Consider the following 12,418-nt stretch of genomic DNA (forward strand, 5'->3'; position numbering starts at 1 on the left):
CAGCGTGGCTCAGGACGATTTGCTCGGCTTGATCAGGCTTTCGGCCGGGATGCCGAACAGCTGGTGCAGTTTCCAGATCATCGGCAGGGTCAGCGCGCGCTTGCCGTTGAGCACCTCGTAGACGCGATTGGTGCGGCCGATGGCCGGCGCCAGGTCGGCGGCGGACAAGCCGGATTGCTCCATGCGGAACTTGATCGCCTCGATCGGGTTGGGCAGGTCCAGGGGAAACTGCCTGGCTTCGTATGCCTCGATCAGGGTGATCATCACATCGAAGTAATCGCCTTCAGGCGTCCCGGGCTGCGGCTCATTGTCGAACAGGGGCGAGACGCTATTGAGCGCGGCACGGTAGTCCTGGTCGGTGTGGATGGGGCGGATGTTCATGTGGGTTACTCCCTGTCTACGCGGTCGGCATCAATGGCGTCGTACTGCTGGTGGGTACCTACGAACTTGATGTAGAGCGCGCCGAAACGATAGGCCACGGCAACGACCAGTCGATACTCGTTGCCCTTGATGTTGAAGACCACCCTGCGGCTTTTGAGAACGCTTGCGCTGCGGTACTGGTCCTTGATCTGCGCGGGGTTGGTCCACTCGGCTTTCCTTGCTTCATCGATCCAGGCCAGCAAGGGCTGCTCTGCATCCGGGTACTGCTCCCAGAAGGCCTTCAACTGACTGACTGCAATAATTCTCATGGCGCGATCCTAGTCCCGTCCTGGGACTTAAACAAGTCACTGAGTGCGTCAGGCGACGTACGGGCAGATCGCTGGATCTGCCCGCGCAGGCGACGTCGGCTCAGGGACGATCAGGTCATGCAGAGAGCGTGGCGTGCACGTCGTCCATCAGTGCCTTGCCCATCTCTGCCAGGTAGTGTGCCGCCCAAGCATAGCGGTCGCACCGCGGCTCCATGGCCGCCTCCAGGGTGAATTGCTTTGCCAGATGCAACAGTGCCGAGGCGTGTTCGAGGGCGTCGCTGATCGGCACGTCGGCATTCACGCGAAACAGCGGATGCGGGTGCTCGCCGCACTGGGAAAAGCGGATTTCACCGAGGGTGGTCAGGGGCGATTGAGTGGTCATCGGGCACCTCCGGTTTTGTGTGACGGGAGGTGTGGGGAGGACGGATTTCGAGTGTGGTGCATGGTGACGACTCCTTTCGTATGGGGAACCACCACCGTCTGCCGCCAAGCAGATTGGGGTGGCGGATTGCACAAGGTTGGCGGACCGGCACGAAAGGAACCGGCACCCCCGAAGGGGTCCCTGCGCAATCCGCCATGACACAGAAATGCGGGCACAAAAAAAGCGCCTGCATTCGTGTTTGGGCGCTATTGCGCCTTTCGTGGTTCGGGCCGCCAAGCCCGTTCGCTGATGTTGCAGCGACGGGCGAAGGATAGCCGGGAGGGGAGGGCGTCGCAACGGCATTGCCGCGACATTTTATGACTATGAGATTGACCAACCCTGTAGCTGCTGCCGCAGGCTGCGAACGACCGGAACGGTCGCCGCGATCTCCCAGGCGCCGAAGGCCCTTCGGTCCTTATCGCAGCCTGCGGCAGCGGCTACAGAGGTTGTGCCAGCACCTCACGAAATACATCGGGCCTGAGCATCGCGATATGCAGCAATGAACGGGCCGCTCCGGAAGGCGAGCGCCGACCTTGCTCCCACTCCTGAAGGGTCCTTACCGAGACGCCAAGCAGTTGGGCAAACTTGGGTTGCGACAACCCGGTTTTGCCCCGCGCTTCGGCGGCCTTGGTGATCGGAATGCTATGGGTATGGCCCTGCCGGCCGGCTTTGACATCGATGATCGCGTCCAGAAGCTCCTGGCCGATATTGCGCTTGGCATCACGTGCCAATAGTTCTTCTTCAGTAAGGGGCATGATTCATCTCCTTCGCGATTCTGCGCAGAACGGGCGCTGGAATGTTTTCGGTAGCGCCTTGGAGATTAAGAACGTGGAGTTGCAACGCCAATGAGCGGAGTCCTGATTTCCAGTCAGCCCATTCGCTTTCTTGTGTGTGATCCATGCCTTCGATGTCACCTTTTGCATGACCTGAAACTCAGTCGCTCACTCAACCTACCAGCACTTTCGCCATCTCACTGGTCGCCGCCCAACCCAGCCCCTGATACAGCGGCTTGCCGGCCTCGGTTGCATGCAGCACGGCAAAGCCCAGCCCGCGCTGGCTGAACTCGGCCTCTGCCAGTTTCATCAGCGCCGACGCGAGGCCGCGCTTCCGGTAGGCCGGTTCGACGTAGACGTTGAGCACGTAGCCGCGCTGATCCTGGGTTGGATGGGAAGGGTGGGGCGGCCAGTCGATGCTCATCAGGCCGATGCTGGCCACGCTCTGCTCGGCGTCCATCAAGGCGAAGCCGTAGTAGCGGCCGTCCTCCAGGCGTTCATGCAACCAGGGGCGAAAGTGCTCGGTCATCAGCTGCAAGGTGCAGAGGTCCTGACCCGCATCGAGAAACATCGTCTGGCGATGGCGGCAGATCAGTTCAAGGTCCTGGGGCGTCAGGCGGCGTGGGCTCAGGCCCGGGAGATCAAGGTTGGCGGCAATTTCGTTCATCGTCGGTTCCTCGGTGGACAGGGACGATGCTAGGGCAGATCCCCAGGCCGGGTCAGACACAGACCACCGCAAAATCTTGCATACAGCGCCCTGGGCCCCGCCCACAAAAAAGGGCCAGCCTCACGGCCAGCCCTCGGGTTCAGCACAGGGCCTTCAATCCCCCAGCGCTTCCCCTTCGCGCCATGGATCGGCGCCGCCGGCCCAGGAGGCTTTGTCCTGGGCATCACGCACGCGAACGATGGCCTGGGTACCGCTGGTCATGTCGATCTCGTTCAGTTCATGACCCTGGGCTTTCAGCGCCTGTTTCAGCGCCGGGCTGAATTGGCCGGTCTCCAGTTCGGTGGGGCCGTTGCGGCTGCCGAAGTTGGGCAGGCCGACGGCGGCTTGTGGGTCGAGGTTCCAGTCGAGCATGCCGACCAGCGACTTGGCCACGTACTCGATGATCTGTGAGCCGCCGGGGGAGCCAACGCTGGCCAGCAGTTCGCCGCTGGCGCGGTCGAAGACCAGGGTCGGCGCCATGGACGAGCGCGGGCGCTTGCCCGGTTCGACGCGGTTGGCCACCTTCTGGCCGTTTTCCTCGGGGATGAAGGAGAAGTCGGTCAGCTGGTTGTTGAGCATGAAGCCCTGGACCATCAGGTGTGAACCAAAGGCCGCTTCCACGGTGGTGGTCATCGATACGGCGCCGCCCAGGTCATCCACCGCCACCACTTGCGAGGTGGAGATGCGCATCGGCGAGCGATCCGGTGCGTAGGCCACCTGGATGCCCTGGGGCTTGCCCGGTTCGGCCTTGCCCATGCTGCGTTCGCCAATCAGTGCAGCGCGTTTAGCCAGGTAGTCCGGGGCGATCAGGCCGGCCACGGGCACCGGTACGAAGTCGCTGTCGGCCACGTACAGGCCGCGGTCGGCATAGGCCAGGCGCTCGGCTTCGGCGATCAGGTGCACCGCTTGCGGCGCGGGCTCAAGGCCGGCGGGCAGGTTGGTTTTCTGCGGCTTGAGCTGGGCCAGGGCGTAGCGCGGGTCGCGCTGTTCCAGAGCCTGCAGGGTGCCGAGGATCTGCGCCACCGCCACACCGCCCGATGAAGGCGGCGGCATGCCGCACACCTGCCAGCGCTTGTAGTCGCTGCACAGCGGCGCGCGTTCCTTGGCGCGGTAGCCTTGCAGGTCGTTGAGCGACAGGCTGCCGGGGTTGGCGTGGCCCTGGACCTTGGCGACGATTTCCGCGGCCACCGGGCCTGTGTACAGGGCGTCCGGGCCTTCCTGGGCGATGCGCTTGAGCACGGCGGCCAACGGCGGATTTTTCAGCAAGGTGCCCACGGCTTTCGGCGTGCCGTCGGCATTCAGGAAGTACGCGGCCATGTCCGGCGAGCGCGCCAGGAACGGATCGGCGCTGATCATGCTGTGCAGGCGTGGCGAGATGGCGAAGCCTTGCTCGGCCAGGCGGATTGCCGGTTCGAACAATTGCGCCCAAGGCAGGCGCCCGTGCTTCTGGTGGGCCATTTCCAGGGCGCGCAATACGCCCGGGGTGCCCACCGAGCGGCCGCCGATCTGCGCCTGGGGAAAGGGCATGGGCTTGCCGTCCGCCTGCAGGAAGAGCTTTTCGGTGGCGCCCGCCGGCGCGGTTTCCCGGCCGTCATAGGTGCGCACGGCCTTGCCGTCCCAGAGCACGATCATCGCGCCGCCGCCAATCCCCGAGGACTGCGGCTCCACCAGGGTCAGCACCGCTTGCATGGCAATCGCCGCATCGATGGCCGAGCCGCCTTTGCGCAGCATCTCGCGCCCGGCCTCGGCGGCCAGCGGGTTGGCGGCGGCGGCCATGTGTTTGTCGGCGTGCCGGGTCTGCATGTCGGTGCGGTAGCCCGAGGCGATTTCCGGGGCGGCGGGCAGGGCGGTGGAAGAAGGCGGGTTGTGGCAGGCGCTGAGGCTGAGGGCGGCGGCCAGCAGGCCGACGCTGAGGAGTGAGGGGTGACGGGGAGGGAAGATCGAGAACACGCGTTGAGCTCCGTTCACTGGGAAATGAGGTGTCGTCCGTGGAGGGGAATGTACAGCAGTGGCGCCGCCAGCAGGGCCGGCAGGTGGCCATGACCCTGCGCTCGGCCAGTGGCAAGGCGCTGCTCAGCAGCCCTGTACATAGGGTCGCAGGCAGGCGTGCACCCGGTCACCGATTGATCTGAGTCAGGGCGGCTGGGGGAGGTTGGGCACATGGTTCAGCAAACCATAAGCCTGATGAGAGGACGCCATGCACGCTTGTAAGTGGTTACTTGTGTTCGGATTGCTGCTGGGGAGCGAGGTGCGGGGAGAGACGCCAAGCGAGCCGATTCTGCCGGTGCAGCCGGCGAAGATCAGCGATGTGGCCAAGGTGGAGTTGGGCAAGCAGCTGTTCTTCGACCCGCGCTTGTCCAAGTCCGGTTTCATTTCCTGCAACTCCTGCCACAACCTGAGCATGGGCGGCAGCGACAACCTGCCTACCTCCATCGGCCACAACTGGCATCAGGGGCCGATCAACTCGCCGACGGTGCTCAACTCCGGGCTGAGCTTTGCCCAATACTGGGATGGCCGCGCGGCCACGCTGCAGGAGCAGGCCAGCGGCCCGATCACCAACCCGGGGGAGATGGGCTTTACCCATGAACTGGCGGTGGAGGTGCTGCGCTCCATTCCGCAGTACCGGGCTTCGTTCAAGCGCGTGTATGGCAACGATGAGATCAGGTTCGAAGACGCCACCAACGCCATTGCCGCCTTCGAAGACACCCTGGTGACGCCCAATGCGCCGTTCGACCGCTGGCTCAAGGGTGACAAGGCGGCCATCAGCCCGACTGCGCTCAAGGGTTATCAACTGTTCAAGTCCATCGGCTGCGTGGCGTGCCACAACGGCGAGGCGGTGGGCGGCGGCTCGTTCCAAAAAATGGGCATGATCGAGCCCTACGTCACCCAGAACCCGGCCCAGGGCGTGGCCGGGCTGACCGGCAAGGACGCCGACCGCATGCTGTTCAAGGTGCCGACCCTGCGCAACGTGGCGCTGACCTATCCCTACTTCCACGACGGCGCCTACTGGAAGCTGGAAGAGGCGGTGGACGTGATGGCCCGCCTGCAATTGGGGCGCAAGCTGGGCACCGAGGAGGTCGGCCAGATCGTGGCCTTCCTTGAGACCCTGACCGGCGATCAACCGGACTTCAAGCTGCCGATCCTGCCGCCGTCCTCGGCGCAGACGCCGCGTCCGCAGCCGTTCAACTGAGCGAAAAGAACCGCAGCGTGCGCCCTCCGTTGGCTGAGGGTACCGCTAGCTATCCATCATCTCTGCCGCTTGCTGGGTCGCCTGGCTGGTCCGGGTGGCCAGCTTGCGTACCTCATCGGCGACCACCGCAAAGCCGCGTCCGGCCTCGCCGGCACGCGCTGCCTCGATGGCGGCGTTCAACGCCAACAGGTTGGTCTGGCTGGCGATGCCCTGGATGGTGGCGACAATCTGCGTCAGTTTGTTGAGGGTTTCCTGCATCACCCGATGTTGTTCGGCCTGAGCCTCGCGCATCGCGCTTTCTTCATGGTGGGCATGGATATCGGTGATGGCGCCCACCACTCTTTGCGCGGAGCCGTCCTGGGCACGTCGCGTTTGTCCACGGCCGCGAAACCAGCGGTATGTGCCATTTTTGTGCTTCAGTCGATAGGCCACATCGAACGGTGTCTTGCCGCTGCGATCGTTAACGTGGGCGACAAAGGCACCGATGGCTCGTGCGCTATCGTCGGGATGCAAGCGTGAGGTCCAGCTTTCCAGGGTGTTGGGAAACTCCTCGACCGTGTTGCACCCCAATAGCCGACGCATTTGCGACGACCACCAGATGGTGTTTTTCGGGTTCGCCGGGTCGCCGGCTACCACCTCGATGTCCCAGAGCCCGTCGTGCAGCATCTCCCGGGAAATGTCGAAACGGGTGGCCGCCAGTTCCAGCTGCTGGTTGTGCAGATACTGTTCGTGAATGTCACGAACGCTGCCGCCGATGGCCAGCGCCACGCCTTGCTCGTCGCGCCGCGATACCCCCCTGATTTGGCACCAGCGATAGTCGCCGTCGGCGGTCGGCTTCATCCGCGCGTCCAGCGTAAACGGCGTGCGCCCGCTGCGATCGGCCAGATGCCGGGTGAGCGCCTCCAGATGCAGTTGCTGGTCAGCCGGGTGCAGTCGTTCGCTCCAACGGCCCAGCTGATCGACATCCTGGACCTGGAGCGATGCCGGCCCGGTCCAGTGCATGGCGCATTCCGGTGTGGGGGTGGTGGCTGCATCCAGTTCCAGCGTCCAAAACCAATCACCTGCGCCTTGGCTGATCAGGGCCCAGTGCGCGTGCGCTTGGTGCCAATGGCTGTCGCGCTCGGCCAGTTGTTCAGTCAACCGGGCGACGTCCATGCTCAGGGCGTGTGCCTGGTCCTTCAGGGTTCGCCGTTCCTGCAGCAGTTGTTCCACCCCGGCCAGGATGCGGCGCAATAACGGGTTGTTCGACGACAGCGGCGTGCAGTCCTGGTCAGGCAGTTCCAGCCTGTCGGCGAGCGGTGCCAAGACCCAGCGGGTGGTTCGGTTGAAAAAGTTCATGCAACACCTCTACCTGGGGTCAATGGATCGGCCGGCAAGGATTGCGTCTGGCGGGTCGACAAGGCATGGGCGTCAAACGCCGTCGCCCCTGGCAGGGTTTGCCAGGTGGATGGGCCCGCGGCGATTTCCTGAACACTCAGCAGGCAGGCGTCGAGTTCGCGCTGCAGCGCCTCGGTATCCAGGTCCTGGCCGATGAACACCAACTCCTGCCGGCAATCGCCGACGATGCCGTCCCACTTGGCCATGATGCTCTGCAAGCGGTATTCATCCCGTGGCCAGTTCGATTGCTCGATGAAGTTCCACCAGCGCCCGACATAGTCCCACTGGAACTGCTGGCCGCTTTGCACCAGCAAGCCGGTTTCCAGGTGCCGGCTGGCGAGCCAGAAGTAACCCTTGCTGCGCAACAGGCGCCCGTTGCGCCAGGGCTGCTGGAGAAAGTCGAACAATCGCTGGGGGTGAAACGGGGCGCGCTCGCGGTACACCCAGGATGTCACGCCATAGGTGTCGGACTCGGAAGCCGGTGTGTCCGCCGTGTCCATCTTGCGCATCCAGCCCGGCGACGCGGCAAGGCTGGGTAGATCAAACAGGTGCGTGCCGAGGATGCTGGATAACCCGACCTCGCCCTGGGTCATCGGCATGATCCGTGCGCTGGGGTTGAGGCCGGCGAGGATCGCATGCACCGCCTGGTAGCCAGGCTCGTCGATCAGATCGAGTTTGTTGACCAGAATGACGTTGGCGTATTCCACCTGCTCGATCAGCAGGTCTGCCAGCTGGCGTTGGGGCGCGTTGTTCTGGGCATCGTCGAGGGGCAGGGTGTCCGGTGACTGCAGCAGCGCTTGAAAACGACTGCCGTCGACCACCGTGACCAAGGTGTCGAGCCGCGCCAGTTCGCTGAGGCTGAAGCCCTCGGCGTCAAGGAAGGCGAACGTCTCGGCGACCGGCATCGGCTCCGAGATCCCCGTGGACTCAATCAGCAGATAGTCGAAGCGCTGCTGGCGTGCCAGGGCGCTGATCTGTTCGAGCAGGTCGGCCCGCAGCGTGCAGCAGATACAGCCATTGCTCATTTCGATCAGCTCATCGCGACCACGGTGCAGCATCACGTCGCGCTGCACCTCTTCGGCATCGATATTGACCTCGCTCATGTCGTTGACGATGACGGCCACTCTCAGGCCTTCGCGATTGCGCAGGATGTGGTTGAGCAGGGTGGTCTTGCCGGCGCCGAGGAAGCCAGAAAGCACGGTCACCGGCAGTCGGCCCGCCTGGGCGCCGTCAATCATAGGTTCACCGCTTGCGAGCTGGCGGCCTTGTCCAGGTAGCTTTCGAACAGGTCGACCACCACGAAACCATCATCGGCGGCCTCCCCCCACAGGTCTTTCACGCGAAACTCGACGTGGTAGGTCGGTTGATGGGCTGCGGTCAAGTCGCCATGACCTATCGCGTCCGGGAACGGCCATTTTTCCGAGGTCCGGTGCAGGACCACGCCTTCTTTGCCGCGCACGTAGGCCGGCATGCGGATATGCCCGGCCACATGCTCGTCGCGCACGACAACCCGGTCGCCGACTTCAAAGGGCGGGCGGCCGGTGATCGCCGGGCGACCCTGAGCATGCGCGGTGTTCGCCAGCTTGAAGTGAGAGCCCAGCGCCTGATCGAGCTCCGCCTGGGTGATGACGCCCGTTTCCACCAGCAGGGTGGCGGTCGCGATGACGTAGCGTTCGTAGTACTGGGTGCCGACATGTTGGCGGACATCCAGGCGTTCGACGGCGTGGCGCACCTCGTCCACGCTGAACTTCTTCAAGTGATCGGCACCGATAAACATCAAGCTGTAGGCCAGGTGCTCCCAGTCTTGCTTGAACACAGGCTGGTAGCTGAGGCTGTTGACGGTGTGCGGGACTTTGCCAAAGCCTTGAAACCCACCGAGATCGTGAAAGCCATCCATCGTGAATACCTCTGAACAGTGAAGGAAAGACAGCGTCCCGGTCAGGCCACGCGCGGTAGCGCCACGCCGATCAGGACATCCTTGGTGATCAATTGTCGAAGGGCCTCTTCATCCATGGACTCACTGCCCTGCGGCCGTACAGGCAGTACCAGGTAGCGGCTTTCGGCGCTGGTGTCCCACACCTTGATGGTGACTTCGTCCGACAGCTCGGTGCCCAGTTCCCGCAGGACGGTGCGCCCTTCGCGAACCAGTCGGGCGCGGAACTCGAAGCCCTTGTACCACTCCGGCGGCAAGCCCAGGACCGGCCAGTTGGTGCAGGAGCACAGGCTGCACACAATCACGTTTTTCACGCTGGGCGTGTCTTCCAGGGCAACGATGTATTCACCCTGCGGGCCGGTATAGCCAAATTGGGCGCAGGCAGCGGTGCCGTCCTTGAGCAGCAGTTCGCGAAACTGCGGGTCGACCCAGGCCTTGGCCACCACCCGAGCACCGTTCTGCGGGCTCCATTGGTGCGCCATCAGTTGTGTCATGTGCTCGATGTAACCGTCGGGGATCAGGTCCTTCTGCTTGAGCACTTGCAGTAACGCCTGTGCTCGCTCGCCTGGGGTTGATGTGTTTTTTGCATCTGTGGTCATCAGTTGACTCCTCATCGTTGAGCTTCTGGGCAGCGCCTGGCGGCTTGTTCTTCTGGCGCTGCGTGGGACGCACCGGCTAATTGGTTTTCCAGTCGACCGCCGCTTCGAACGCCGCGGCAGCCTGGTAAATCGTGCCTTCTGCATAGTGCTTGCCCACCAGCATCAGCCCGACAGGCAAACCCTCTACCAGGCCGCAGGGAATCGACATGGCCGGATGGCCGGTGATGTCCTGGGCGGAGGCATTGCCGATCATTTCCAGCGCGCGGGCCACGTACTCGGTGATCGAGCAACCCGGCTCCGGGTGGGGTTGGGCAATGATCGGGACGGTGGGCATCACCAGCAGGTCGTAACGGCTCAATGCCGCGTCATACGCGCTGCGTGCCAGGCGCCTGAGGTTTTGCGCCTTGGCATAGAAATGACCGTGGTAGCGGTCCAGGCCGTATTGCCCGACGAACATGCACAGTTTGAGAGAGGCGCTGAGGTCATTGGCCTGCTCGCGCCATCGGGCTTGCTTGTCCAGCAGCCCGAGGTCATACAGCCCTTTCCAGTTAAAGCCGGCCCCATTGCCGTGCATCATCTGCATCGTCAGGCCTTCACAGCCGATGGGGTGCCACAGCGAACCGGCAATCTTGTGTTCGGGCACCGACACCTCTTCGACGTGCGCGCCCAGCCGCGAAAACGCCGCGATGGCATTGCGTACACAGGCGGCCACGCGCGGGTCCTGGTTGGCCAGCTCAAAGCCTTCGCGCAGGATGCCGATCCTCAGCCCGCTCACACCACGCTCCAGGTAATCGCTGTAAGCGTCGACCTGGGGCGCGGCTTGGCGCGGATCGAGCCCATCGGCTCCCGCCATGACCTCCAGCATCAACGCGTTGTCCCGCACGTTTGCGCTGATGGGGCCGGCATGATCGATAGTCGCCTCGATGGCCATGATCCCGGTGTAAGGCACCAGCCCATGGGTCGGCTTCATTCCGTAAGTGCCGCAGAAGGCGGAAGGAATCCGGATCGACCCGCCCTGGTCGCCGCCCACGGCCAGGTCGACCTCGCCTGCGGCCACCAGTGCGGCGCTGCCGGAAGACGAGCCACCTGAGGCAAACCCGTGGCGATAGGGGTTGTGCACCGGCGCGGGATCGGAGGTGTGACTGCCGCCCGACAGGCAGTAGTGCTCGCATGTTGCCTTGCCGAGGATGGTTGCGCCGGCATCCAGCAGTCGAGTGACCACGGTGGCGTCGAAGGATGGAATGAAGCCCTCAAGGGGCTTGGCGCCATTCATCATGGGGACGCCAGCCAGTGAAATATTGTCCTTGAGTGCGACCGTTTTGCCCGCCAGTTTGCCTTCGCCAGCACCGCTGACTTGCGTTCGGAAGTACCAGGCGTTGAGCGGGTTGTGTGCACTGGACGGGCGATAGCCCGAGCTGCGTTCGTAGCGTACCGGCGGGATGAAGTCAGGCAGCTCGTCTATCAGGTCATAAGCGTCGAAGCTTGACTGCATAAGCGCCAGGTATTCACTGGCCTGCTCTGCACTGAGCTGCATGTGCAGGTTGCTGGAGATGTCCAATAGCTGTTCGAGGGTGGGACGAACGATTGCCATGGTTGGGCTGTCCTTATCGTAAGTGGCCGAAGAGCACGGCGTGCTCATCAACATCAGTGGGGCCTGGCGCTCAAGATAGTCCGAGCCTGCTGGCGCAGGCTTGGTTGAAAAAGACATCGACTTGGCTGAGCCGGACACCCCGGCATCCAGGCGCACCGTGGTGTGCGCTGGCGGTCCGATGAGGCCTTGCTTCAAAAAATCCGCGCGTAACGCAGGTTCACCCGCAAGTTTTCCTGGGTGCCGTTGTCCACCGAGAGGTCCTTGCCCAATTGCAGTTGGATCTGGTCCTTGGGGGTGACGAATTGGGTGGCGGTAAGGCGCAAGTTGGTGGTGCCCAACTCGTTATCCTGATTGACGTGTTCGATGTTCGTCTCACCTCCCCAGGTGCGTCCGAAGCCGATGCCGAACGCGGTGCTGGCGTTCGGCATGTAACGCCCCATGATCTGTGCTGCGTAGGAGACGTCCTGCTTCATGCGCTCGGCATTGGCGGCGTAATCAGTGTTGTCTCCATACCAGGTGGCGCCGCCTACCAGGTCCACGGCCCATTGTTCTGTGAAGTGTTTGACGTAGGCACTCTGCAGTTCGAATTTCCAGCGGTTCTCGCCGATGTTGAGTGCATCGTCCTTGTCATACGTCCCCGTGGGCACGTACAGATACGGGGCGATGCTGAGCGTGTCGCGGGCTTCGTTGAGCCGCCACTTGACCGGGGCGGTGAGGATCAGGTCGCCAACGCCACGGGTGCTGCCCAGTGCTGAGGCGTCAGCCGCGCTGGAGACGTGGCCGAAAGGCAAAAGAAATTGCGGGTCGATGGTGACGGTGTCGCTGAGCGCGTAGACATGGATCAGCCGCAGGATGCCGACGTCCGAGCTCACCTTGAAATCGGAGCTGACCTTGTGTCCGTTGGCATAAGCCGCGTCTGTGGTGGCGTGCTGGTAATAAATCGCCCCGATGGTGGCGCCGACCGGGTATTGCTCATAATCGCCGGGCGCAACTTCACCGGCGCTCGCGTGTAGCGCTGGTAACAGGGAGCACAGGGGCAGCAGGCGGATCTTGTTCATTGTTTATTCCTCGCGCAGCCGGACCCGGCCACCCGTGAAAGGGTGGCGAGGAGGCATGAGTTGGGGGGAGGGGGTTAAACG

Annotated in this window: 12 protein-coding genes and 2 pseudogenes; 1 reads left to right on the forward strand and 13 read right to left on the reverse strand. The window is 63.3% G+C overall.

Annotated features, from left to right (window positions below):
* Window positions 1-9: 9 nt before the first annotated feature.
* The 6 genes from GGI48_RS20515 to ggt form a co-directional block, all read right to left on the reverse strand.
* The gene (locus tag GGI48_RS20515; protein ID WP_103741754.1) at window positions 10-381 is read right to left on the reverse strand and encodes a type II toxin-antitoxin system HigA family antitoxin; all 372 of its coding nucleotides are present in this window, start codon (window positions 379-381) and stop codon (window positions 10-12) included.
* Between the two features lie 5 nt (window positions 382-386).
* On the reverse strand, window positions 387-689 hold the full coding sequence (locus GGI48_RS20520; protein ID WP_016967391.1) for a type II toxin-antitoxin system HigB family toxin: 303 nt from the start codon (window positions 687-689) through the stop codon (window positions 387-389).
* A gap of 115 nt (window positions 690-804) precedes the next feature.
* Window positions 805-1,071 carry a DUF3077 domain-containing protein gene (locus GGI48_RS20525; protein ID WP_016967392.1) on the reverse strand — a complete coding sequence of 89 codons (267 nt, stop codon included), beginning with the start codon at window positions 1,069-1,071 and terminating at the stop codon, window positions 805-807.
* Window positions 1,072-1,547: 476 nt separating this feature from the next.
* A complete protein-coding gene (locus tag GGI48_RS20530; RefSeq protein WP_103741752.1) occupies window positions 1,548-1,865 on the reverse strand; it encodes a helix-turn-helix domain-containing protein in 318 nt (105 codons plus the stop codon).
* Window positions 1,866-2,055: 190 nt separating this feature from the next.
* The gene (locus GGI48_RS20535) at window positions 2,056-2,550 is read right to left on the reverse strand and encodes a GNAT family N-acetyltransferase (protein WP_179599804.1); all 495 of its coding nucleotides are present in this window, start codon (window positions 2,548-2,550) and stop codon (window positions 2,056-2,058) included.
* 153 nt (window positions 2,551-2,703) lie between these two features.
* Window positions 2,704-4,539, reverse strand: a complete 1,836-nt coding sequence (ggt, locus tag GGI48_RS20540) for a gamma-glutamyltransferase (protein ID WP_179599806.1) — start codon at window positions 4,537-4,539, stop codon at window positions 2,704-2,706.
* 247 nt (window positions 4,540-4,786) lie between these two features.
* Between ggt and GGI48_RS20545 the strand changes: the two genes are divergently transcribed.
* Window positions 4,787-5,779, forward strand: a complete 993-nt coding sequence (locus GGI48_RS20545; RefSeq protein WP_016967395.1) for a cytochrome-c peroxidase — start codon at window positions 4,787-4,789, stop codon at window positions 5,777-5,779.
* 69 nt (window positions 5,780-5,848) lie between these two features.
* On the opposite strand, the pseudogene GGI48_RS31565 reads toward GGI48_RS20545, so the two are convergent.
* The 7 genes and pseudogenes from GGI48_RS31565 to GGI48_RS20575 form a co-directional block, all read right to left on the reverse strand.
* Window positions 5,849-6,118: pseudogene (locus GGI48_RS31565) on the reverse strand (methyl-accepting chemotaxis protein); the annotation flags it as partial.
* A gap of 48 nt (window positions 6,119-6,166) precedes the next feature.
* A pseudogene (locus GGI48_RS31335) lies at window positions 6,167-7,117 on the reverse strand (PAS domain-containing protein); the annotation flags it as partial.
* Window positions 7,114-8,394, reverse strand: coding sequence for a GTP-binding protein (locus tag GGI48_RS20555; protein ID WP_179599810.1), 1,281 nt, complete (start codon window positions 8,392-8,394; stop codon window positions 7,114-7,116). The gene GGI48_RS20555 and the pseudogene GGI48_RS31335, both read right to left, overlap by 4 nt.
* Window positions 8,391-9,053: a nitrile hydratase subunit beta gene (gene nthB, locus GGI48_RS20560; RefSeq protein WP_179599812.1), complete on the reverse strand. Its 663-nt coding sequence runs from the start codon at window positions 9,051-9,053 to the stop codon at window positions 8,391-8,393. The genes GGI48_RS20555 and nthB overlap by 4 nt, the downstream gene beginning before the upstream one ends.
* Before the next feature lie 41 nt (window positions 9,054-9,094).
* Window positions 9,095-9,688 carry a nitrile hydratase subunit alpha gene (nthA, locus tag GGI48_RS20565; protein ID WP_179599814.1) on the reverse strand — a complete coding sequence of 198 codons (594 nt, stop codon included), beginning with the start codon at window positions 9,686-9,688 and terminating at the stop codon, window positions 9,095-9,097.
* A 76-nt stretch (window positions 9,689-9,764) separates the two neighbouring features.
* Window positions 9,765-11,279, reverse strand: a complete 1,515-nt coding sequence (locus GGI48_RS20570) for an amidase (RefSeq protein ID WP_179602068.1) — start codon at window positions 11,277-11,279, stop codon at window positions 9,765-9,767.
* Window positions 11,280-11,470: 191 nt separating this feature from the next.
* Complete coding sequence (locus tag GGI48_RS20575) at window positions 11,471-12,337, reverse strand: transporter (RefSeq protein ID WP_179599816.1); 867 nt, start codon at window positions 12,335-12,337, stop codon at window positions 11,471-11,473.
* Between the last annotated feature and the right edge of the window lie 81 nt (window positions 12,338-12,418).

Origin of the sequence: Pseudomonas protegens, assembly GCF_013407925.2 — a bacterium.
GTDB classification, from domain to species: Bacteria; Pseudomonadota; Gammaproteobacteria; order Pseudomonadales; family Pseudomonadaceae; genus Aquipseudomonas; species Aquipseudomonas fluorescens_AP.